This is a genomic window from Streptomyces sp. RLA123 (assembly GCF_056270165.1).
The window spans coordinates 6,794,549-6,816,425 of sequence record NZ_JBWDOR010000003.1; the positions used below are offsets into that span (position 1 = coordinate 6,794,549).

22 protein-coding genes and 1 riboswitch are annotated in these 21,877 nt (G+C 74.4%); of the genes, 9 read left to right on the forward strand and 13 right to left on the reverse strand.

Annotated elements, in window-relative coordinates:
- Nucleotides 1-309 precede the first annotated feature (309 nt).
- On the forward strand, nucleotides 310-1,209 hold the full coding sequence (locus RV983_RS31105; protein WP_475990518.1) for a Gfo/Idh/MocA family protein: 900 nt from the start codon (nucleotides 310-312) through the stop codon (nucleotides 1,207-1,209).
- Here RV983_RS31105 and lnt read toward each other — a convergent pair.
- Together lnt and RV983_RS31115 are read right to left on the reverse strand one after the other, a co-directional pair.
- A complete protein-coding gene (gene lnt, locus RV983_RS31110; RefSeq protein ID WP_475989022.1) occupies nucleotides 1,181-2,701 on the reverse strand; it encodes an apolipoprotein N-acyltransferase in 1,521 nt (506 codons plus the stop codon). The two genes, RV983_RS31105 and lnt, sit on opposite strands and share 29 nt — an antisense overlap.
- Before the next feature lie 278 nt (nucleotides 2,702-2,979).
- Nucleotides 2,980-3,714: a hypothetical protein gene (locus RV983_RS31115; RefSeq protein ID WP_475989023.1), complete on the reverse strand. Its 735-nt coding sequence runs from the start codon at nucleotides 3,712-3,714 to the stop codon at nucleotides 2,980-2,982.
- 148 nt (nucleotides 3,715-3,862) lie between these two features.
- On the opposite strand from RV983_RS31115, the gene RV983_RS31120 reads away from it, so the two are divergent.
- The 5 genes from RV983_RS31120 to RV983_RS31140 all read left to right on the forward strand — a co-directional run bounded on the left by RV983_RS31120 (nucleotide 3,863) and on the right by RV983_RS31140 (nucleotide 7,974).
- Nucleotides 3,863-4,738 carry an Fpg/Nei family DNA glycosylase gene (locus RV983_RS31120; protein WP_475989024.1) on the forward strand — a complete coding sequence of 292 codons (876 nt, stop codon included), beginning with the start codon at nucleotides 3,863-3,865 and terminating at the stop codon, nucleotides 4,736-4,738.
- 162 nt (nucleotides 4,739-4,900) lie between these two features.
- Complete coding sequence (locus tag RV983_RS31125) at nucleotides 4,901-5,512, forward strand: NAD(P)-dependent oxidoreductase (protein WP_475989025.1); 612 nt, start codon at nucleotides 4,901-4,903, stop codon at nucleotides 5,510-5,512.
- 120 nt (nucleotides 5,513-5,632) lie between these two features.
- A complete protein-coding gene (locus tag RV983_RS31130; protein ID WP_475989026.1) occupies nucleotides 5,633-6,169 on the forward strand; it encodes a DoxX family protein in 537 nt (178 codons plus the stop codon).
- 67 nt (nucleotides 6,170-6,236) lie between these two features.
- The gene (locus RV983_RS31135; protein ID WP_475989027.1) at nucleotides 6,237-7,430 is read left to right on the forward strand and encodes a lactate 2-monooxygenase; all 1,194 of its coding nucleotides are present in this window, start codon (nucleotides 6,237-6,239) and stop codon (nucleotides 7,428-7,430) included.
- A gap of 52 nt (nucleotides 7,431-7,482) precedes the next feature.
- Entirely contained in the window at nucleotides 7,483-7,974 is a 492-nt protein-coding gene (locus RV983_RS31140) for a hypothetical protein (RefSeq protein WP_475989028.1), read from the forward strand.
- 519 nt (nucleotides 7,975-8,493) lie between these two features.
- On the opposite strand, the gene RV983_RS31145 is transcribed toward RV983_RS31140, so the two are convergent.
- The 10 genes from RV983_RS31145 to RV983_RS31190 all read right to left on the reverse strand — a co-directional run bounded on the left by RV983_RS31145 (nucleotide 8,494) and on the right by RV983_RS31190 (nucleotide 16,531).
- The gene (locus RV983_RS31145; protein ID WP_475989029.1) at nucleotides 8,494-10,452 is read right to left on the reverse strand and encodes a PAS domain S-box protein; all 1,959 of its coding nucleotides are present in this window, start codon (nucleotides 10,450-10,452) and stop codon (nucleotides 8,494-8,496) included.
- A 318-nt stretch (nucleotides 10,453-10,770) separates the two neighbouring features.
- Nucleotides 10,771-11,622 (reverse strand): DMT family protein, encoded by an 852-nt coding sequence (locus RV983_RS31150; protein WP_475989030.1) that lies wholly within the window; start codon nucleotides 11,620-11,622, stop codon nucleotides 10,771-10,773.
- 49 nt (nucleotides 11,623-11,671) lie between these two features.
- Nucleotides 11,672-13,570: a complex I subunit 5 family protein gene (locus tag RV983_RS31155; protein WP_475989031.1), complete on the reverse strand. Its 1,899-nt coding sequence runs from the start codon at nucleotides 13,568-13,570 to the stop codon at nucleotides 11,672-11,674.
- A 7-nt stretch (nucleotides 13,571-13,577) separates the two neighbouring features.
- On the reverse strand, nucleotides 13,578-13,922 hold the full coding sequence (locus RV983_RS31160; protein ID WP_475989032.1) for a sodium:proton antiporter: 345 nt from the start codon (nucleotides 13,920-13,922) through the stop codon (nucleotides 13,578-13,580).
- The gene (locus RV983_RS31165; protein WP_475989033.1) at nucleotides 13,919-14,647 is read right to left on the reverse strand and encodes an MnhB domain-containing protein; all 729 of its coding nucleotides are present in this window, start codon (nucleotides 14,645-14,647) and stop codon (nucleotides 13,919-13,921) included. Before RV983_RS31165 ends, RV983_RS31160 begins: the two co-directional genes overlap by 4 nt.
- Nucleotides 14,644-14,937, reverse strand: coding sequence for a Na(+)/H(+) antiporter subunit B (locus RV983_RS31170; RefSeq protein ID WP_475989034.1), 294 nt, complete (start codon nucleotides 14,935-14,937; stop codon nucleotides 14,644-14,646). Before RV983_RS31170 ends, RV983_RS31165 begins: the two co-directional genes overlap by 4 nt.
- Nucleotides 14,934-15,263, reverse strand: coding sequence for a monovalent cation/H(+) antiporter subunit G (locus RV983_RS31175; RefSeq protein ID WP_475989035.1), 330 nt, complete (start codon nucleotides 15,261-15,263; stop codon nucleotides 14,934-14,936). Before RV983_RS31175 ends, RV983_RS31170 begins: the two co-directional genes overlap by 4 nt.
- Entirely contained in the window at nucleotides 15,260-15,538 is a 279-nt protein-coding gene (locus RV983_RS31180) for an MrpF/PhaF family protein (RefSeq protein WP_475989036.1), read from the reverse strand. Before RV983_RS31180 ends, RV983_RS31175 begins: the two co-directional genes overlap by 4 nt.
- Nucleotides 15,535-15,999, reverse strand: a complete 465-nt coding sequence (locus RV983_RS31185; RefSeq protein WP_475989037.1) for a Na+/H+ antiporter subunit E — start codon at nucleotides 15,997-15,999, stop codon at nucleotides 15,535-15,537. Before RV983_RS31185 ends, RV983_RS31180 begins: the two co-directional genes overlap by 4 nt.
- Before the next feature lie 166 nt (nucleotides 16,000-16,165).
- Entirely contained in the window at nucleotides 16,166-16,531 is a 366-nt protein-coding gene (locus RV983_RS31190; protein ID WP_475989038.1) for a hypothetical protein, read from the reverse strand.
- Nucleotides 16,532-16,730: 199 nt separating this feature from the next.
- Here RV983_RS31190 and RV983_RS31195 point away from each other — a divergent pair, with 199 nt between their 5' ends.
- Nucleotides 16,731-18,083, forward strand: a complete 1,353-nt coding sequence (locus RV983_RS31195; protein WP_475989039.1) for a 6-phospho-beta-glucosidase — start codon at nucleotides 16,731-16,733, stop codon at nucleotides 18,081-18,083.
- 152 nt (nucleotides 18,084-18,235) lie between these two features.
- Entirely contained in the window at nucleotides 18,236-19,567 is a 1,332-nt protein-coding gene (locus RV983_RS31200) for a glycoside hydrolase family 18 protein (RefSeq protein ID WP_475989040.1), read from the forward strand.
- 72 nt (nucleotides 19,568-19,639) lie between these two features.
- On the opposite strand, the gene RV983_RS31205 is transcribed toward RV983_RS31200, so the two are convergent.
- Nucleotides 19,640-20,299 (reverse strand): CAP domain-containing protein, encoded by a 660-nt coding sequence (locus RV983_RS31205; protein ID WP_475989041.1) that lies wholly within the window; start codon nucleotides 20,297-20,299, stop codon nucleotides 19,640-19,642.
- Nucleotides 20,300-20,746: 447 nt separating this feature from the next.
- Between RV983_RS31205 and cobF the strand changes: the two genes are divergently transcribed.
- Nucleotides 20,747-21,502 (forward strand): precorrin-6A synthase (deacetylating), encoded by a 756-nt coding sequence (gene cobF, locus RV983_RS31210; protein ID WP_475989042.1) that lies wholly within the window; start codon nucleotides 20,747-20,749, stop codon nucleotides 21,500-21,502.
- A gap of 181 nt (nucleotides 21,503-21,683) precedes the next feature.
- A riboswitch (cobalamin riboswitch) is annotated at nucleotides 21,684-21,811 on the forward strand.
- Nucleotides 21,812-21,877 lie beyond the last annotated feature (66 nt).

Consider the following 21,877-nt stretch of genomic DNA (forward strand, 5'->3'; position numbering starts at 1 on the left):
CACCGCGGCCGGATCGCCCTGCTGGTCGCTGCGGCGCACGCCGGGTGATCGGGGGTGCGGTCGTCCTCGTCCATTCTGCCGGGGGCGGCGGGGACGTACAGCGTGCAGCGGCTGCCCGGCCTCAGCGGGGTGGTGCGCGGCTCCCGCTCGATGGGGCGGTTCGCCACTTGGTCGTCCCGGTGACGCTGTCGCCGTGCGCGCCACCGTCGGCCGCTTCGCTCCGCGCCCGGCCCTGGAGGCCCCCGCAGGCCCCGTATGCTGCCAGCGGAAACGACCGGGCACCGCAGGCGGGAGAGGCACATGGAACCCCTGAAGATCGGGGTCATCGGACTCGGTGACATAGCGCGCAAGGCGTATCTGCCGGTGCTCGCGGCGCAGCCGGGACTGGAACTCCACCTCCACACCCGCACCCCCGCCACGCTCGACGAGGTCGGCGACCGCTACCGCCTGCCGCACCGCCACAGCACCCTCGACGCGCTTCTCGACCAGGGCCTGGACGCCGCCTTCGTGCACGCTCCCACCGTCAGCCACGTCGCCATCACCGAGCGGCTGATCGAGGCCGGGGTGCCCGCGTACGTCGACAAGCCGTTCGCCCCCGACCTCGCGGGCGCCGAGCACCTCGTCCGCCTGGCCGAAGCGCGCGGCACCGGCCTCATGGCCGGTTTCAACCGCCGCTACGCGCCCGGTTACGCGCAGTGCCTGGAGCACCCGCGCGACCTGATCGTGCTCCAGAAGAACCGCATCGGCCTGGCGGAGGAACCGCGCGGCGTGGTCTTCGACGACTTCATCCATGTCGTGGACACCCTGCGCTTCCTCGTCCCCGGCACGATCGAGCACACCGATGTGCGCGCCCGGGTCCGTGACGGACTGCTGCACCACGTGCTGCTCCAGCTGTCCGGCGACGGCTTCACCGCGATCGGCGTCATGAACCGCATGAACGGTTCGACGGAGGAGGTCCTGGAGGTCATGGGCCAGGACGCCAAGCGGCAGGTGGTCAACCTCGCCGAGGTCGTCGACCACAAGGGCCAGCCCACAGTGCGCCGGCGCGGCGACTGGGTGCCGGTCGCCCGTCAGCGCGGCATCGAGCAGATCACCCTGGCCTTCCTCGACGCCGTACGGCACGGCAAGCCGCTCGACGCCCGCGACGCGCTGCGCACCCACGAACTGTGCGAACGCATCGTCACCGCGGTGGCCGAGCAGACCTCCTGAGCGTGTACACGCCCGCCCCGGCCAGCAGCAGCACCGCCAGCCGGGGCACCCAGTCGCCCAGCCGGTCGTACAGGGTGCGCCCGGCGGCCAGCGGCACCTCGTAGACCTGGGTGGCGCTGCGCGATGTGCCCAGCCACGGTCCGGTCCGCCGCCCCTCGGCGTCGTAGCCCGCGCTGATCCCGGTCAGCGTGGCGTGCACCATCGGCCGTCCGGTCTCGGCCGCCCGCAGCGCCGCGAGCGAAGCGTGCTGCGCCGGGGCCCAGCTGTTCTGGAACGACGAGGTCGAGGACTGGGCCACCAGCAACTGCGCCCCGTCGTCGGCGAGACGGCGGCTCATGTCGGGGAACGCCGACTCGAAGCACACCAGCGGGCCCAGCCGTACGGGGCCCGCGTCCATGACCACCTGATGGTCGCCCCGGACGCGGTCCTCGCCCGCCGCCTTTCCCACCGAAGTGGCCCAGCCCAGCAGTCCGCGGGCCGGTACGTACTCGCCGAAGGGCACCAGCCGCATCTTGTCGTACGCCTCGCCGACCGGCCCGTCCGGGCCGATCAGCAGCGAGGTCTTGGAGATGCCGTGGCCGTCCGCGCGGCGCGCGTCCACATTGACCAGCACATCCGCGCCGACCAGCGAGGAGAGCGCGGCCAGCCGGCCGGCGAGATCGGGCCGCGCCGACAGGTCGTAGCCGACGCTGCTCTCCCCCCACACCACCAGGTCCACGTCCTGGCCGGCGAGCGTACGGGTCAGCCGCTCCCCCTGGTCGAAGCGCTCCTGCGCCCCCACGACCACCCCGGGCTGCACCACCGCCACCCGTACGGCCACCCCGGTGCGCGAGGGCACCGGCGCCCACAGCCACACCGCCGCCGTCGCCACGGCGCAGACGGCGAGCGCCGCCCCCGCCCGGGCCCGCCACCGGGGCACGGCGACGAGTGCCGTCAGCGCCGTGTTCACGGCCACCAGCAGGAAGCTGACCAGCCACACGCCGCCGACCGACGCCAGGCGCAGCGCCGGCGCGACCTGCCACTGACTCGCCCCGAGCAGCCCCCAGGGGCCGCCCAGGGACTCCCAGGAGCGCACCAGCTCGACCAGCAGCCACGCGCACGGCACCAGCACCGTCGCCGCCACGACGGAGCGCGCGCCGGGGCTCCCGCCGAGCAGCCGCCGCACCAGCCATCCCCACGGCGCCCACAGCGCCCCGAGCAGCAGCGCGAGCAGCACGATGAACACATGCAGGCTCGGCACGAGCCAGTGGTGCACCGCCACCATGAACCCGGCTCCGCCGAGCCAGCCGTCCAGCGCCGCCCGCCGTCCCGTAGGGGCCGACCGGGCGAGCAGCATCCACGGCACCAGCGCACCGTACGCCAGCCACCACAGCGACGGTGCCGGGAAGGCGAGTGCGGGCAGCGCTCCCGCCGCGGCGGCGATCGCGCCCCTGCCCCAGGGCGAGGCACGCCGGGCGGACGGGACCGGCGGGCTGTCGACCTTCACCGTCACCTGCGCTCCTCATGGTCGTCTGCCCCCAGTCTCAGCCGTGTACCCCGCCTTGGACAGGGGGCGGCACGGCGTTCACCTGGTGGAACGATCCGCTCGTACGCGGTTCGGCAGCGCGGGGTGGAGGGCCGTCCTCGGAAGCCGGGCCGCGGCGCTCGCCGCCGGGAGGACGACCAGGGCAGGACAGCCGCCGCCGCGCGCGGTTCTGGGCGGCCGTCAGCGAATGACGGATGCCGCGGGTGCGGTCGGTGTGCCGGGTGTTCGCGGGGGTTCCGGCGTTCTCAGGCGCGGTCGCCGCTCTGGCCGCCCAGGCGCTCGCCGGGCCCGAAGCCCTGGCCGTTCCCCTGGCCCTGGCCGAAACCCGCGGGGTGCCGGTCCCCGTGGTGCTGGTGGCCGCCCATGCGGTGCCGGCCCGGGTGCTCGCCGTTGCCGGCGCGGTGGTGGGCGGAGGCGGTGCGTTTGACCGCCTCTTCCCAGTCCTGGCTGTCCCAGCTGCCGTCGGGGCGCGCGTGCCGGGGGATGTCCTTCGGGTCGTCCGACTCGCCGGCGGTGTGCTGCACGGCGTCGTGCACGGTGGTGGTGCCGGTCGTGCCGGTGCTCGTCACCGCGGCCGTGGTCACGGTGGTGCCCGTGTCCGCGTCCGTTTCCGTCGCGCGGGCGGAGGCGGTGGCCCCGGCGGCCGGGGGCAGGGTGGCGTCCTTGACCTCGGTGTCCGGCAGTGCGACCGCCGGCTCCTGAGCTCCGCCGGCGACGGTGGTCGCGGCACCGTGCGGCATCAGCAGCGACAGTCCGGCGACGGCGCCGGTCGCCGACAGCACCGCGGTGCCCAGTGAAGCCCGGCCGGGGCCGCGGCGGGAGCCCCGGTGGCGGCCGCCGACGACCTCTCCGCTGATGATCCTGACCGTATCGGCCTCACCCGCCTCGACCGGCTGCGGACGCGGGAACACCTCGGTGGGGTCCAGCGCCATGGTGTCCGGGAGCGGCACCTCAGGGGGCATGGGGAGAGATTCGGCCATGGAACCCGATCATTCATACAAGACCCCTCGCTGTCCAGTTGTTCCGATCATCCAACTGTGTGTTCACGTCGCGGTATTGGGCTGTAAACCGGACAGAGCAGGGCGGACGCCGGTCGCATGCCGTTACCGGCCGCGGCACACTGGTCGCATGCCGGAACTGCCGGAAGTGGAGGCCCTGGCCGGATTCCTCACCGGCCGGATGACCGGGCACGCCGTCGGCCGGGTCATGCCGGTCGCGGTCAGCGTCCTCAAGACGTACGACCCGCCGCTGGACGCCCTCGTGGGACGCACCGTCACCGCGGTAGGGCGGCGCGGCAAGTTCCTCGTGTGCACCACCGACGACGGCGACGGGCCGTACCTCGCCGTCCACCTCGCCCGCGGCGGCTGGCTGCGCTGGAAGGACGACCTGCCCGCACTCCCGCCGCGCCCCGGCAAGGGGCCGCTCGCCCTGCGGCTGCTCCTCGCCGAGCCCGAGGGCGCCGGCTTCGACCTCACGGAGGCCGGGACCCAGAAGCGTCTGGCCGTGTACTGCGTCCGCGACCCGCAGGACGTCCCCGGCATCGCCCGGCTCGGCCCCGACCCCCTCGACGCGGCCTTCACCCGGGACGCCTTCGCCGCCCTGCTCGCGGGCGAGCGCCGCCGTATCAAGGGCGTCCTGCGGGACCAGGGCGTCATCGCCGGGGTGGGCAACGCGTACTCGGACGAGGTGCTGCACGCGGCCGAGATGTCGCCGTACGCGCTCGCCGCCACCCTCTCCGAGGAGGACGTGAGCCGTTTGTACCAAGCCCTGCGCACGACTTTGGAGGACGCGGTCGAACGCTCCCGCGGCCTGGCCGCCGGCGCGCTGAAGGGCGAGAAGAAGACCGGTCTGCGTGTGCACGGGCGGGCAGGCGAGCCCTGCCCCGTCTGCGGCGACACCATCCGCGAGGTCTCCTTCAGCGACTCCTCCCTGCAGTACTGCCCCACCTGCCAGACCGGCGGCAAGCCGCTCGCCGACCGCCGGATGTCGCGGCTGCTGAAGTAGCCGCCGAAGTAGCCCCGCCCCGCGCGGTGTCCGAGGATGACGGTGACCGGACACCGAAAGGGGCCACCATGCCCGACGCCGCCGGCGGCCGGGCCCACGACGGGCCGAGCGCCTTCCCCCTCGCCCGCATGCCCGGGCGCGCGACCCGGGAGCGCCGCTGACATGCGCCTCGCCGTCTTCGGAGCCACCGGACATGTAGGACGCCGGCTCGTCCCGCCGGCGCTGGCCGCCGGCCACGAGGTCACCGTCCTCGTGCGGAACCCCGTCGGCCTGTCCGGGCGCGAGGGACTGCGGATCCTCCCCGGGGACGTACGCGACGCCCGCGCCGTCGACCGGGTCGTCGAGGGCGCCGACGCGGTGCTCAGCGCCCTCGGGACACGGTCGCCGCGCGGCGACACCATCTGCGCCGAGGCCATGCGGCGGATCCTGCCCGCGATGCGAGGACACGGTGTCCGGCGGCTCGTCGTGGTCGGCGCGTACGGCACCGGACAGGGCCACCGCGGCGCCTACCGCGCGGTGATGTCCCTGGCGATCCCCGCGATCATGCGGGACAAGGACGACCAGGACGCCCTGGTCCGCGCCGAGGGCGACCTCTGGACGATCGTGCAGCCGGCGATCCTCACCGGCGGCCGCTACTCCGGCGTCTACCGGACCGGCACCGACCTGCGGCTCGGACTGGCCTCCCGGGTCAGCCGCGCGGACGTCGCCGACTTCATGCTCCGCGCGGCGGCCTCCGAGGACTGCGTGCGCCGGGCCGTGGCCATCACGTCCTGACGACGTACGACGTCCGGACGGCCCAGCGCGGACGGCAGTCCGCCCGGCGCCCCCCGAGACTGGGGAGGAGCCCCGCTCCGGCCCGCCGGAGCGCGTCACCGTGGCGAACAGGAGCCGGCCATGCCGTTGAAGCACCGCAAGGACCTCGCCCTGCTCGCGCTGCGTCTGGGGCTCGGCGGGGTGCTCGTCGCCCACGGCTCGCAGAAGCTCTTCGGCTGGTTCGGCGGCCAGGGTCTCGAGGGCTCCACGGGATTCATGGAGTCCATGGGCTTCGAGCCGGGCAGGGCCAGCGCCCTGGCCTCCGGGCTCGGAGAGGCGGGCGGCGGCACCCTGCTGGCCCTGGGCCTCGCCACCCCTGCGGCCGGGGCGGCGGCGGCCGGAGCGATGGCGGGCGCCGTCTCCGTCCACGTGCCCGCCGGATTCTTCGCCGTCTCCGGCGGCTTCGAGTACCCGTGCTTCCTCGGCTACACCGCCGCGTGCCTCGCCGTCGCGGGCCCCGGCCGCTACTCGCTCGACCACGCGACCGGGCACGTCCTCAACCGCCCCTGGACGAGGGCCGTCTGCTTCCTCGGCAGCGCGGTCGCCGCGGCGACGGTGATCACCCGGCGCAACGCCGTCGTGCGCGGCCGGATGGCCCGCGAGCTGCCCGAGGCCTGACCGGACGGTGGACGCGGCGGCGCGGCCCTGACACAGTCCCTCTCGCGGACGAGAGACGGGACCACGCATGGCCGACCGGGCGGACTACCAGTACGAGATCTACCTCAAGGGGATGGCGGGACTGCGGCCGTCGCTCCCCACGGACCTGACGCGGCTGGAGGAGCTGGCCGCGGAGCGGCTCGGTCCCGAGGCCTTCGGCTACGTCGCCGGCAGCGCCGGCAGCGGACGCACCGCGCGCGCCAATCGCGAGGCGCTGGACCGGACGCGGATCGTCCCGCGCATGCTGCGCGACGTCACCGGGCGCGATCTGACGACCGAGGTGCTGGGGCGCCGGACAACGGCGCCGCTCGCACTCGCCCCGGTCGGCGTGCTCTCGATCGTCCACCCGGACGCCGAACCCGCCGCCGCGCGGGCCGCGGCCGCGCAGGGTGTGCCCTTCGTGGCGTCCTCGGCGTCGAGCACGCCCATGGAGGAGGTCGCCGCGGCGATGGGCGACGCGGAGCGCTGGTTCCAGCTGTACTGGGCCAAGGACCGCGAGGTGACGGCCAGTTTCCTGAGGCGGGCCCAGGCGTCGGGCTATACCGCCCTGTTCGTCACCCTCGACACCCCGCTGCTCGCCTGGCGTCCGCGCGACCTCGACCAGGCGTACCTGCCGTTCCTCCAGGGCATCGGGACCGCCAACTACTTCACCGACCCCGCGTTCAGGGCGGGGCTCGCCAAGCCGGTGGAGGAGGACCTGAACGCCGCGGTGCTGCACTTCGTCGGCATGTTCGCCGACCCCGGCAAGAGCTGGCCCGACCTGGCATTCCTGCGCGAGAACTGGGCCGGCCCCATCGTCCTCAAGGGCATCCAGCACCCCGACGACGCGCGCATGGCCGCCGACGCCGGCATGGACGGTGTCGTCGTCTCCAACCACGGCGGCCGCCAGGTCAACGGAGCGATCGGCGCGGCCGACGCCCTGCCCGCCGTCGTCCGGGCCGTCGGCGACCGCCTCGACGTCCTCTTCGACAGCGGTGTCCGCACCGGCGACGACGTCTTCAAGGCCCTCGCCCTCGGCGCCCGCGCCGTCCTGCTCGGCCGCCCCTACGCGTACGGGCTCGGCCTCGGCGGCCAGAGCGGAGTCGAGCACGTCATCCGCTGCCTCCTGGCGGAGTTCGACCTCACCCTCGCGCTCTCCGGGCACCGCCGCCCGGCCGACCTCGGTCCGGATGCGTTGTCAGCGGGTGGACCGGCGCGGGAGACGGCGGGGCCGAAGGGCTGAAGATCGCGGAAGCCGACGGCAGGCGGGACCGCCGAGCGGGTAGACCGGTGGGGTGCCGGAGGACGTGGAGGCCGCGACGGAGCGGCTCAAGGAGCGGATCTACGCCACCATCACCATGATCTCCGTCGTCGTCGGCCTCTCCGCGAGCGACGAGGTCGACGCGGCTGGTGCGGCGGCCACGATCGTCACCGCCGCGCTCGGTGTGTGGCTGGCCGCCGTGGTCGCCGACCAGCAGGCGCACCACACGGTGGCCGGCCGCCTCGCCACGGGGCGCGAACTGCGCCGCCTCCTGCACGTCAGCAGCCCGCTGCTGCTCGCCGCGGTGGGGCCGCTCGTCCTCGTCGGCGTGGCCGCGCTCGGGGCGATGCCGCTGACGACCGCGCTGCTGACCTCGGCCGCCGTCGACATCGCGGCACTCTTCGGCTGGGGCTGCCTCGGCGGCCTGCGCATGGGCGGCGGCCTGCCGACTGCCCTGATCGCGGGCGTCGTGGACGCGGCCATCGGCACGGCCGTCGCGGCGGTGAAGACCCTGGCGGGCCACTGAGGCGTCTTCGCGTCCGGTCCCGTCTGCGTTCGGTGCGGGTCGGTTGTGGTTGGTCGCGCGGATTCCCGTGCCCCTTTGGGGCGGGGTGTGGGCGGTTCGATCAGCGGCCGGCCGTTGCGGCGGTGAAGGCCCTGCCTCGTGGCGGTCGCCGGGGGTTCGGTTGGCGGGTCGTGTGTTGGGTGCGGGTCGGTGGTGGTTGGTCGCGCGGTTTCCCGTGCCCCTTTGGGGCGGGGTGTGGGCGGTTTGATCAGCGGCCGGCCGTTGCGGCGGTGAAGGCCCTGCCTCGTGGCGGTCGCCGGGGGTTCGGTTGGCGGGTCGTGTGTTGGGTGCGGGTCGGTGGTGGTTGGTCGCGCGGTTTCCCGCGGCCCTTCGGGGCGCAGGAGGATGCGGTGTCGTTCGGGGCAGCGGCGCGGGGTCCGGCTAGGGCTTGCGGGGTTCTGAGGGGTCGCCGCTGCCGGGTGGCGGGCCGGCCGGGCGGTTCCCGCGCCCCTTCGGGGCCCAGGGGGCGGGGGTCGGGGTTCAGCGCGGGTCCGGTGCCCCCTCGGGGTCGTCGTGGGCGGCGCCCGGGCGCAGGCGGAGGGTGAACCAGACGGTCTTGCCGTCGCTGGAGGGACGGGTGCCCCACCCGGCGGCGAGGGCTTCGACCAGCAGCAGGCCGCGGCCGGACTCGTCGCCGAGGTCGGCGGGCCGGCGCTGCGGGATGTGCGTGCTGTGGTCGGAGACCTCGACGGTCACGTCCAGCGCGGTGCGGTGCAGGCGCAGGCCCAGTGGTCCCTGAGCGTGGCGCACGGCGTTGGTGAGGACCTCGGAGGCCAGCAGGCATGCCGCGTCCGACACGTGGCCGCACTCCCAGGCGTGCAGGGTCTCGTGGACGAACCGTCGGCCGTCGGCGACGGCCGACGGCACCGCGTCGACCTCCGTCGCGGTGGCCGCGAGCGGGGCCTCGGGCAGCCGGGCCAGCAGCAGCGTGACGTCGTCCGCGTGTCCGTCGGCGTCCGGGCGCAGCGAGGCGAGCACCAGGTCGGCGGCCTCCTCAAGCCCGGCGGAGCGCGCGAAGGCGCCGCTCAACTCGGCGCTGAGGCATGCCAGTTGCTCGTCGATATCGGAACGCGGGGTCTCCACCAGCCCGTCGGTGTACAGCACCAGCGTGGAACCGGCCGCCACCGGCACACAGACCTGCTGGTGCGGCACGTCGCCGACGCCGAGCGGCACGCTGATCGGCGCGGGCAGCGGCCGCACCGGCGCCTCCGGTCCGGGGCCGACCAGCAGCACCGGCAGATGCCCCGCGGAGCACACCGTCACCTCGCCCGCGTCCGGGTCGACGACGAGGTAGCAGCACGTGACGAGCTGGTCGGGCAGGTCCTGGACGAAGGCGTCCAGCGCCTGGATCAACTGGCGTGGCGGGATGCCGGTCTTGGCCAGGGCCCGCGCGGCCGAGCGCAACTGCCCCATCACGGCTGCGGCTTCCAGCCCACGCCCCATCACGTCGCCGATGAGGACGCCGACCTGGCCGCCGCCCAGTGGGATCAGGTCGAACCAGTCGCCGCCCACCCCCGCGCCCTGCGTGGCGGGGAAGTAGCGGCTGGCCGTGCGCATGCCGGGCGGCTCGGCGGGGGAGCCCATGAGGCTGCGCTGAAGGGTGAGCGCGATGTGCTGCTGCTGCCGGTACAGCTCCGTCAGCTCCTCCTCGGCGCGCCGCAGGTCGGCGATGTCGCGGACGATGGAGCAGGCGCCGACGATGGCGCCGTCCCGCCCGCGGATCGGCCAGAGGGTGACGTCGACGTCGAGCATCCGCCCGGAGCTGGTGACCCGCAGCGTCTCGAAGTGCTCGATCCGCTCGCCCCGCGCCAGCCGGCCGAGCAGGGCGGTGATCTCCTCCTTGAGCTCCACCGGGGCGAGCATCGACACGTGCTGCCCGATCGCCTCGTCCGCCGCGTAGCCGTACAGCCGCTGCGCCGCCGCGTTCCAGTACGTGATCCGGCCGTCGAGTGTCTTGGCCAGGATCGCGTCCTGGGAGGACTCCACCAGCACGGCCAGTTCGTTGATGCGCTCCTCGGCCGCCTTGCGCTCGCTGACGTCGCGTACGGCCGCGGAGATGAGCAGGCCGTCGGCGGTCTGCAACGGGCTCAGGCTGATCTCGACGGGGAACTCGCGGCCGTCCTTGCGCAGCCCGTACAGATCGAGCCCGGCGCCCATGGGCCGCACCTGCTGATTGCCGGCGTAGCCGTGACGGTACGCCGGGTGGTGGCCGTGGAAGCGCCGGGGGACCAGCACCTCCACGGGGCGTCCCAGCAGCTCGTCGCGGGTGTGCCCGAACAGCGACTCCGTCTGGGCGTTGACCAGCCGTATGGTGCCGGTGTCGTCCACGATGACCATGGCGTCGGGAGCCGACTCCAGCAGGGCGCGGAACATCTCCTCGGCGGCGCTGTCGCCCTCGGCGGGGCGCACGGCCGCCCGCTGGTCCCCGGTCGTGTGCATCGTGCTCTCCCCTGTCCCTCGCGCGGTCCGTACAGGGCCGTTGCCGGGACGTTAGGGCCTGTCGGAGCGCGGCTGCCGGTGATGAGCCGAAAGCGGTCCTGTTCGCACGGAACTGCTCAATCGACGGTCTCCGATGTCGTTCCGGCAGCCGGTCGCCACCGGATGACCCGCCGCGCCCGAGCGCGCGGGCTGCTTCCGGACGACTCGTGGCCGGGGCCGTGTCGCACTCGCGCGCGGGACCGCCAGGGGCCGGGGGTGGACGAGGACATCCCCCGGGCCCCCCCACACCCCCGATCCTGGCCGTTCCGTGATCCGTGCTCAGGGAGGCGGGGCGGTCTGCTCCGCCTCCCCGAAGCGGGCCAGGGCCAGGGCGCCCGCGATGGAGAGGGCGAAACCGAGGACGGCCAGCGGAGCCCGGTCGTGGCGGGTGGTGTCGCCCAGCCAGACGACGCCGAAGACCGCCGGCCACAGCGACTCGGTGATGACCATGGCCGCCGTGGCAGCGGTCACCGAACCGGACTGCAGGGCGTCGACCAGGAGGACGAACCCCGTGACGCCGGCCACGGCCACCGCGTACGCAGCGGGGTCGGTCAGGAGTTCCTCCGCCCCGAAGCCCACGAGCATCCGCACGGCCACCGCCACCACGCCGAAGCTCAGCCCGGCGCCCGCGCCGAGGGCGGCCGCCCGGTTGCGGGGCGCGGCGCGTTCGGTGAACCGGCCGGCGGCGGCGAGCACCAGCGCCACGACGAGGACCGCGAACCGCAGCCGCTCGGTGCCCTCGCCGTGGCCGTCGCGTCCGGCAGAGACCGCGAGGACGACCAGGCCCAGGCACACGGCCGCCACGGCGGCCCACTCCTGGCGCCGCAACCGCACTCCCAGCAGGAGGGCCGCGACCACCGCCGTCACGGCAAGGGAGGACGCCAGCGCCGCCTCCACCACGAACAGCGGTACCGACCGCAGCGCCACCAACTCCGCCGCGAAGCCCGCCATGTCCATCGCGACACCGGCCACGAACGGCCATCGACGCAGCGCCGCCACGAGCGTGCGCGCGCCCGATCCCGCCGCGCCGGGCGTCGCGGCGACGGCCCGCCGCGCGCCCATGGCCTGGAGGACCGTCGCCGTTCCCATGAGCACGGCGGCACACAGCGCGAAGACGATTCCCGGTCCCATGCACGGACCGTAGCCGCCCGCCGGGCCCGCGCCGCGGGACCGCCACGCGTCAGCCGATGCCGGACTGCGCGCCGAACGCCAGCATCAGCGCGGCCACCCCGACCGTGAGCCAGGCGACGTAGTCACCGGGCAGTCCGGAGTGCAGCCGGCGCAGCGGCACGACGGCCCGGCGCGTGACCGCCGTCGCCACGGAACGGGCCCGACCGGGCAGTGCGCCCGTGAGACCCGGGCCCCACACGGCCGCCACGGCGACCGCGACGGCCAGCCCCGTGGAGAGCAGGCCGAGCAGCACCCCGGCCGTGTTCCAGTGGGCGGGCGGCGCCGGCACGGCGGGCACCGCGGCGGACGCGGGGCCGAACGCGGCGCTCAGATAGCCCGGGTGGTCGGTGAAGACCGCCGCGGCTGACGCCAGTGCGGCGCCCACGGACGGGACGGTGCCGACCGCGAGGCTGCCGAGCAGCAGCAGCGCGGGCACCGCGACCATGGCGGCCGGGAGCCGCCGCCGCGGGTCGTGGATCTCGGGCTCCTCGCCCTCGCCGCTCGTCTCCGGCTCCCACGGCCGGGGCCGCGGCCGCGGGCCGGCGCCGCGGAAGACGCGCAGCGCGGCCCGCAGGACGGCGCCGCCGGTCAGCGCGGATGCCGTCACGAAGACGGCCGGCAGCCAGCCCTGCCAGTGCCCGGCGGCCTCCTCGGCCAGTGCTTTGCCAAGACCCGTCCCGAACGGTGGCAGCCCCGCCAGCACCAGCGCGCCGAGGGCGTAGAGCGCCCCGGGCACGACGAGCCCGCGGGCCCGACCGTGCAGCCCGTACTCGTCGACGGAGCCGTAGCGGTCCAGCAGCACACCGGTCAGGCCGAACAGCGCGGCCTTGGCGCCCGCGTGTGCGGCGACGTACACGGCGGTACCGGCGGTGCCGAGCGGTGTCAGGGTGGCCAGGCCCACCAGGAACAGGCCGACGTGCGAGATCGTGGAGAACGCCAGCAGCCGTTTCAGGTGGCGTTGCTGCCAGCACATCACCGCGCCCAGCAGGGCGGTCAGCACGCCCGCCGCCGTGAGCGTGTCCCGCAGCGCGGGGTGCGGGATGCCGCCCGGACCGGCGAAGACCGCCCAGTAGACGCGGGCCACGCCGTACACGCCGAGCTCCACCATCACCCCGGACAGCAGCATGCACACCGGGGTCGGCGCGACCGCGTGCGCGTCCGGCAGCCACAGGTGGAAGGGGACCACGGCGGCCTTCACCAGCAGCCCGGTCATCACCAGGACGAAGCCGCACACCACGAGTGCGTCCGGACCGCCGTCCCGGGCCAGTTCGCGCGCGATGGCCGCGAAGCCCAGTTCGCCGGTGCGGGCGTAGAGCAGGGCGATGCCCATCAACGAGGCGTACGCGCCCAGCGAGTTGACCAGCCCGAAGGCCAGCGCACCCTGCAGCGGGCGGCCGTCCTCGATCCGGTGGCCGGTGAGCGAGTACGCGACCACGCCCATCAGCTCGAAGAAGACGAAGGCGTTGAAGAGGTCGCCGGTGAGCGCGAAGCCGCACATGCCCGCCTCGAAGAGCAGCAGCAGCGCGGGGAAGCTGCCCGCGTTGCCGCCGCCCGGCTCCTCGAAGTACCGCCAGGAGTAGGCGAGTACGGCCAGCACGAGTACGGCGACCAGCAGCGCCATGCCGCCGCCCACGCGGTCCGCCTCCAGCACGATGCCGACGCCGTGCCCGCCGGGACCCCCGGGCCGCCAGCCGCCCAGCCAGGTCACGGCCCGGCCGTCGCCGGTGCGTGCCCACAGCGTCGCCACGCACGCGACCTCGGCGGTCGCGCAGACCGTGGCCAGGACGTCGCAGCCCAGTCGCGGCAGCCGGCGGCCGGCGACGGCCAGCAGCACCGCCCCGAGCAGCGGGACGGCGACGGCCAGCGGCAGCAGGACGTGCGCCCCCGCGACGTCCGTGCCCGCGCCCACGCGCGCCTCAGCCCTTCAGCCCGGTCAGCGACTCGGGGTCGAGGGTCCCGTGCCGTTTGCGGAGCTGGATGACGAGGCTGAGCAGCAGGGCCGTCACGACGGCGCCCACCACGATGTCGGTGAGCGTCAGCGCCTGTACGACGGGGTCGACGACGGGTGCGCGGACGGGGACGTCGGAGAACACCGGCGCGGTCCCGCCGCGCCGGTAGCCGACGGCGAGCAGCAGCACATAGGTGCCGGACTGCGCGACGCTCAGGCAGCCGACGGCCTGGATGAGGTCGCGGCTGGTCACCAGGCCGTACACGCCGGCCAGGAAGACCCAGCCGGCCACGAGGTAGGGCAGCAGGCTCAATTCTCGGTCACCTCCACGGCCTGGTCGAGGAACGCGGCCAGCAGCACGACGACGCCCGAGCCGACCTCGATCCCCACGGCGGCGTTGATCAGCGGCACCAGGCCCCCGGAGGCCAGGTCACGGAAGGTGCCCAGGGGCAGCACGTTCTCCAGGTACGCGCCTGTCACGGCCAGGCCGACCAGGCCCAGGGCGGTGAAGGCGGCGGCCGCCAGCGCGTCCGTCACGTCGAGCACGGCCAGCGGACGGACCCGCCCCAGCACCCGGTAGTCGGCCGCCACGTAGGCGAGATGGAGTCCCGCCGCGAGGATCACGCCGCCCTGGAAGCCGCCGCCGGGGCTGAGCTGGCCGTGGGCGACGACGTACCAGCCCGTCAGCATCGTCAGCGGCAGCAGCAGTGCCCCGAACAGGCGTGTCGTCGGCAGGACGCGCCGCGCCGCGGGGGCCGCCTTGTGCTCGTCCCTGGCCGGCCGGAGCAGTACGGTCGCGCCGAGCACCGCGGCGAAGAGCACCGACTCCTCGCCGAGCGTGTCGAAGGCGCGCTGGTCGAAGTTGACCGACGAGATCACGTTGGCGGTGCGGTGCTCCAGTGCGGCGGCAACGGCGCGCGTCCCGTACGGGTGCGAGGCGCCGCCGAACGCGGGCAGTCGGATGCAGGCGAGGGCGAAGCCGGCGAAGACGACGGCCGCGGCCACCAGGAACAGGCGGACGCGGACGGTGCGGCTCACCGGCGCCGCCCCTTGGCCGTGTCCCGCTCCTCTCGGGCCGGCCGCCGCCGCACCCGGCGCACTGTCAGCAGGATCAGCAGCGGTGTCAGCGCCGAGCCCACGCCGAGCTGCGACAGGGCCACGTCAGGCGCCTGGAGGAGGGTGAACAGCAGCGCGAACTCCAGTCCGAGCATGGCCAGCACGACGCATTGCCGCACCGGATCGCGGGTCAGCACGGCGGCGGTCGCCGTGACCGCCACCAGCAGCAGCGCGATCGTGATCAGGGTGTCGCCGGCGGTCGTGCCCGTCATGTGCGCGGGTCCCTTCCCTCGTCTGTCCCGTCCAGCCCGTCCAGCCCCTCGAGCCGTGTCGTCAGTCGGCCGATCGCCATCGTGGTCACGGGTCCCGCGGCCGCCAGCAGGGCGCCGATCAGCAGCAGTTTCAGCGCCGCCCGGCCCGGTCCGGTCTCCACGGCGGCCGCGAGCGCGATCAGCGGGGCGCCCAGGGACGCCGCGGGCGACAGGGCGTGCAGGCGGGCATGGGGGCCGGGCAGCAGGATCAGCGCCACGGCGGAGAGCAGCAGCACCGCACTGCCGGCGGCCAGCAGCGCGAGCGCGACGTCATGACGGGCCGTCATGTCGCGGGCCCGCCGCCCTCGTGCGGCTCGCCCGCGAGGAAGCGGGTGAAGACCAGCGTCCCGACGGGGCCGAGCACCGCGAGCACCAGCGCCAGGTCGACGTAGGAGCCGCGTCCGAAGCCCTCGGCCAGCAGCAGGAACTCGACCGCGACCAGTGTCGTCGCCAGACTCACCCCGGCCAGCCCGGTGTGCGCGGCCCCGCGCAGCGCCAGCCAGGCGCACGGTCCCAGGCCCACCACCAGCAGCAGCCCGGCCGCGACGAGCCACGCGTTCACGCCCTCGCCTCCTCGACGGCCAGCGCATGCTCCAGACCTGACGTGGTGTCACCGAGGCGGTGCACCGTCAGCACCCGCTCGTCCCGCTCGCCGAAGGCCACGACGTACGCTCCCGGCGTCGACGACAGCACCGCTGCCGCCCACGCCGTCCCGACACCGTCCGGCAGCCGCACCTGCTCGAATCCGCCCCGCGCGCGCCGCGCGCCGAGGACCGCCCGCGCCAACTGCCATGTCTCCGCGAGCAGCGCGCCCGGCCACGCCAGCGCCGCCCGCACCACGTACCGGGCGCCTCCGGGCGCCGCGCCCGACGCCACGCGCACGGCGTCGGCCGCGATCGCCGCCGGCAGCGCCCCGGCCGCACCGACCACGACCTCCAGCACGGTCACCGGGCCGATCAGCACCACGTACACGGTCAGAAGCACCAGCAGCCACACCGCCATCCCGGCCGCCCTGCGCCCCATCGCTGCCTCCCCGTCCGACCGCACCGCCAGCCAGGTCTACCGGCCCGGCTGTTCCCCGCAGCGCCGCGCGCCGCCCGCGCGGGCGCTGCCACCCGTTCGCCGCACCGGGTTGGCTCGCGCCTACCCGGCCGCGGCCCGGTGATGCCGGCGCGTGCGCGCGGTGGCATCAGGCGTCGAGGTAGCGGTGGTCGGCGCCGGCCGGTCGGACGTGCACCTCGCCGGCGCGGATCTGCCACTCCTCCATGCCGGCGGTCTCATGGCTGACCAGGAACAGGCCGGTGACCTGGCACCCGTCCTCGTCGGGCGGGATCCGCGCGACGGCGCGCATCATCTCCAGGACGTCGTCGAGGGCGCTCGCGCGGACGTCGGCACCGTAGAAGGCGTAGGAGGTCCCGTTGTGGTGGACGGAGGGGAACCCCCAGCCGCCGATGTACGTGCGGTCCACCTCGGGTGACGCGATGATCCGCTTCAGCCCGGCGAGCTGTTCGGTGTCGCACGCGACGAATCCCCGCACGCTCACGTACACGCCCACGACAGCCCCCCTTGACGGCATGTCACGTTACGCGGCGCGACGCCGTCCGGCTTCCGCGTTTCGCGGGACGGTCCGGGTAGGGTCGGGCTCCCCGGGGCCGGGGGCCGGGGCCGGGGCCGGGGCGGCCGCAGGCCGGTGCCGCAGCCCGCGTGACGACCCGGACCTCGCCGCGCGGGGCCGGGGTGGAGGATGTCGAGGTATGAAGCTCACGATTCTCGGCGGCGGTGGGTTCCGCGTGCCGCTGGTGCACCGGGCCCTGCTGCGGGACCGCGCCGAGGGCCGGGTCACGCACGTCACCCTGCACGACCTCGACGCCGACCGCCTCGACGCCGTCGTGCGGGTGCTGCGCCAGATGTCCGAGGACGAGGCCCGCGGGGGCGACGCGCCCGTCCTCACCGTCACCACCGACCTGGACGAGGCCGTGACCGGGGCGGACTTCGTCTTCTCCGCCATCCGCGTCGGCGGACTCGCCGGCCGTGTCGTCGACGAGCGGGTCGCATTGGACGAAGGTGTGCTCGGCCAGGAGACCGTGGGTCCCGGCGGCATCGCCTACGGCCTGCGGACGATCCCCGTCGCGGTCGACATCGCCCGCCGCGTCGCGCGGCTCGCGCCCGAGGCCTGGGTCATCAACTTCACCAACCCCGCGGGCATGGTCACCGAGGCCATGTCCCACCACTTGGGCGACCGCGTCATCGGCATCTGCGACTCCCCGGTGGGCCTCGGCCGACGTGTCACGCACGCGCTCGGTGTCGATCCCGCGCGGGCCCGGCTGGAGTACGCCGGCCTGAACCACCTGGGGTGGCTGAGCGCCGTCCGTGTCGACGGCGTGGATGTGCTGCCCCGCCTGCTCGCCGACGACCGGGCGCTCGCCTCCTTCGAGGAGGGCAGGCTCTTCGGCGCCGACTGGCTGCGCACCCTCGGCGCGGTCCCCAACGAGTATCTGCACTACTACTACTTCGCGCGCGAGGCCGTCGCCGCCGCCAGAGCCGCGGAGCAGACCCGCGGCGCCTTCCTCCTCGACCAGCAGCGGAGCTTCTACGACCGGATGCGGGTGCCCGGCACCCCGCCCTTCGCGACCTGGGACGCGACGCGCCTGGAGCGCGAGACCACCTACGGGGCGGACGTCCGCGAGGCGGCGGGCGCGGGCGAACGGGACGCCGCCGACCTGGAGTCGGGCGGCTACGAGCGCGTGGCACTGGCCCTGATGCGGGCCATCGCTCGGGACGAGCGTACGTCGCTGATCCTCAACGTCCGCAACCGCGGTGTCCTGGAGGCCCTGGACGCCGACGCGGTCGTCGAGGTGCCCTGCTTCGTGGACGCCAACGGCGCCCGCCCGATCGCGGGCGACCCGCTGCCCGGCCACGCGGCCGCCCTGGTGACCGCCGTCAAGTCCGTGGAGCGGGACGTCATCCTGGCCGCGGGCACCGGTGACCGCGCCGCGGCACTGCGGGCCTTCGCCCTGCATCCGCTCGTCGACTCCGTCGCCGTCGCGCGGCGTCTGCTGCGGGGCTACCTCGACCAGGCGCCCGGGCTCGGATATCTGCGGGACTGACGGCACGTCGGGCGGTGCGCGGCGGGGCTGATGCCCGGTCACGGAGCGCGGGATTCCGTAATGGTGCAGACCATTGACCCCATTGGTCTAGTCCTCCTAGGGTGTCCCCGACTCTCGCGCGCCTCCACCCGTCTCCGACCCGAGGTAACCGCATGCCCAGACAGCAGGGATCACGCGTCCGCAGAACCCTCGTCGGCCTCGTCGCCGCAGGCACCGCGCTGCTCACGGCGGGCCTGGTCACCGGCCCGGCCGCGGCCCAGCCCGTGACCGCCGCCGGGGCATCCCACGGCTCCGCACACGCACAGGGACACGCACAGCGACACGGGCAGGGCCAGGGCCAGGGACACGGCCATCACGACAGCCACGCCCGGTCCAAGGTCGTCGGGTACTTCATCGACTGGGGCGTGTACGCCCGCAACTACCACGTCAAGGACGTCGCCACCTCCGGCTCCGCGGCCCGGCTGACGCACATCAACTACGCCTTCGGCAATGTGACGGACGGCAAGTGCGCCGTCGGCGACTCCTGGGCCGACTACGAGCAGCCGTACGACGCGGCGGGCAGTGTCGACGGCGTCGCCGACAGCACCGCCGACGGCACGCTGCACGGCAACTTCGGCCAGCTGCGGAAGCTGAAGAAGCAGTACCCGGACCTCAAGATCCTCTGGTCCTTCGGCGGCTACAGCTGGTCCGGCGGGTTCGCCCAGGCCGCCGCCGACCCCAAGGCCTTCGCCGACTCCTGCTACCGGCTCGTCGAGGACCCGCGCTGGGCCGACGTCTTCGACGGCATCGACATCGACTGGGAGTACCCGGGCGCCTGCGGCATGACCTGCGACACCAGCGCCCGTTCCGCGTACCCGGACCTGATGCGCGCGCTCCGCGACCGCTTCGGGCGCAAGAACCTGCTCACCGCCGCCGTCACCGCCGACGCCTCGCCGGGCGGCAAGCTCGAGACGGCCGACTACGGGCGCGCCGCGAAGTACGTCGACTGGTACAACCCGATGACCTACGACTACTTCGGCACCTGGTCGGCCACCGGCCCGACCGCCCCGCACTCCCCGCTCACCGCGTACCGGGGCATCCCCGAGAAGACCTTCAACGCCGAGGCGACCGTGCAGAAGCTCCGCAGGCTCGGCGTCCCGGCCCGCAAGCTGCTCCTCGGGGTGGGCTTCTACGGCCGCGGCTGGACCGGGGTGACGCAGTCGGCGCCCGGCGGCAGCGCCACCGGCCCGGCCCCCGGCACATGGGAGGCGGGCAGTGAGGACTACAAGGTGCTCAAGACCCGCTGCCCGGCCACCAGTACGGTCGCGGGCACCGCGTACGCCCGCTGCGGCGACGAGTGGTGGAGCTACGACACACCGCGCACCCTGCGGGGCAAGGCCGCCTGGGCCAAGGACCAGGGGCTCGGCGGTGCCTTCTTCTGGGAGCTGAGCGGGGACACCTCCGACGGCGAGCTGATCACGGCCCTGGGGCGCGGGCTGCGCTGACCGGCACTCCGTACCCCGCGCACACGCCGAGGGGCCCGGCCGCGATCGCGGCCGGGCCCCGCGGGCGTCACCTCAGCGGGATGCGCCGAAGTCCTGGGTCCAGTAGCTGCCCGGCTGCGCCAGGCCGACTCCTATTTCCTTGAAGGAGCAGTCCAGCATGTTCCGCCGGTGACCGGGGCTGTCCATCCAGCCCTTCATCACGGACGAGGGGGAGGAGTAGCCGTACGCCACGTTCTCGCCGTAGGACCGCCAGTTGTAGCCGGCGGCGCTGATGCGGTCCGAGGGGGTGGAGCCGTCCGAGCCCGTGTGCGACATGTTCTCGTGCTCGGCCATGTCCGCGCTGTGCTCCTGGGCGGCGTCGGTGAGTCTGCCGTTGAGCTTCACCGCGGAGCAGCCGGCCTTGGCGCGTTCCTGGTTCACCAGCTTCACCACCGTGGCGACGTTCCCGGTCAGGGCGCCGGACGGTGCCGTGCCGGGCGCCTGCGAGGGGGCGGAAGCCGGAGGTGCGGGAGCCTCGGGGGCGGAGGAGGGGGCGCCGGCCCCGCCGCCGTGCGACCACTGGCCGCCCCAGCGCGCGTCCTGCCAGTGCCCGTGGGACCACGCGCCGTGCCGCGCGTTCTGCTGAGGGCTGTCGATGGATGCCATGGCGACCGAGGGCACTCCCACGGCGGCGACGGCGAGAGCGGCGACGACGATCTTGCGATGGCGCGTCTTCCGGCGGTGGTTCGTCATTGCGTGACCTCACTCGGTGGTTCGGCGTCCGTATTCACATCCCGCCTGAGCTGCGATGACGCCGTGCGGGCTCGGCCATTGTGCGGACGGTCCCGAGAGCGGGGCAATGGAAGATCGTTACTACGCCGAGTCGTAGCGAAGACGATCCTTGCGCTGCGAAGCGAGGCATGCGTGTGCCCGTTCGGCGCCTTGTTGTGAAAATCTGACGTCCCTTCAGGATGCCGTCCGCGTCGGGCGGACGGCCGGAAGCGACACGCGGATCGCAGACGGTCCGTCCTCCTGTGCGTGAAATGTCCGGTGCGGTAGGGATGGCTCGCATATGCCGTTCGGGGCCGTCTACTATGCGGTGCCGTAATCGCCCCGTCCGGGGTGACGGAGTTCACAGGGGGCTCGGGAACAGGTCGGGCAGGGCGGCGTACGAGGGCCAACACGCGGCACAATCGCCCCATGCGACACATACGCGTGATCGGTATCGGCGCCGGCGACCCCGACCACCTCACCCTCCAGGCAGTCAAGGCGATCGCCGGGACCGACGTCTTCCTCGTCCTGGGCAAGACCGGCGAACGCCAGGAACTCGTCCGGCTGCGCCACCGCATGCTGGAGGAGCACGCCCGCCCGGGCCACCGCGTCGTGGAGGTTCCCGACGCCGAGCGCGACCGCACCGCCCCCGGCTACCCGGCGGCCGTCGAGGACTGGCGCCGCCGCCGGGCCGACGTGGTGGAGCACCTCCTCGCGGAGCGGGTCGGCCCGGAGGAGACCGCGGCCTTCCTCGTCTGGGGCGACCCCGGGCTGTACGACAGCGTCATCGCCGTCCTCGACGACGTCCGCGCCCGCACGGACGCGACCGCCTTCACCTACGAGGTGATCGCCGGCATCAGCAGCGTCTCCGTCCTGGCCGCCCGCCACCGCACGACGCTCACCCGCGTCGGCCGCCCCCTCCAGATCACCACCGGCCGCCGGCTCGCCGAGGGCGGCATCCCCGAGGGTGTCGACGACGTCGTCGTCATGCTCGACGGCGAAGCGGCCTTCGCCGGGATCGATCCCGAGGGTGTCGAGATCCACTACGGCGCCTACCTGGGCACCGACGACGAGATCCTCGTCTCCGGCCCGCTCGCGGAGACCGCCGGGCGCATCCGCGAGCTGCGGGCCGAGGCGCGGGCGCGCAAGGGCTGGATCATGGACACCTACCTGCTGCGCCGCTGACCCGCACCGCGGGTCCCAGGGGTCCCGGGGGAGTCGGCTCCTGTCTTGCCGGGAACGCGGCCGAGGGGCGGGGGAGTTCGGCTTCCGCGGGCGGGGCGGACGGACGTTGCCGCAGGTGATGGGCGCGTGGGTGTTGTCACACTCGCGGGTGCCGCCTTGAAGCGGCGCGTCCCCGGGACATAACCTTCCCTCCGCCTCTGGTGGGGGAAGCCGGTCGAATTCCGGCGCTGGCCCGCAACGGTGGGCCGCGCGGCATCCGTGATGCCGTCCGCGGCGAGCCCGATGACCCGTCGGCGGCGCTGGTTCTCATCCGTCGCGGTCACGGGACGAGGCCCCTGGGCACGGCCGCCCGCCTACCGCGCGGCCGCACTCGCG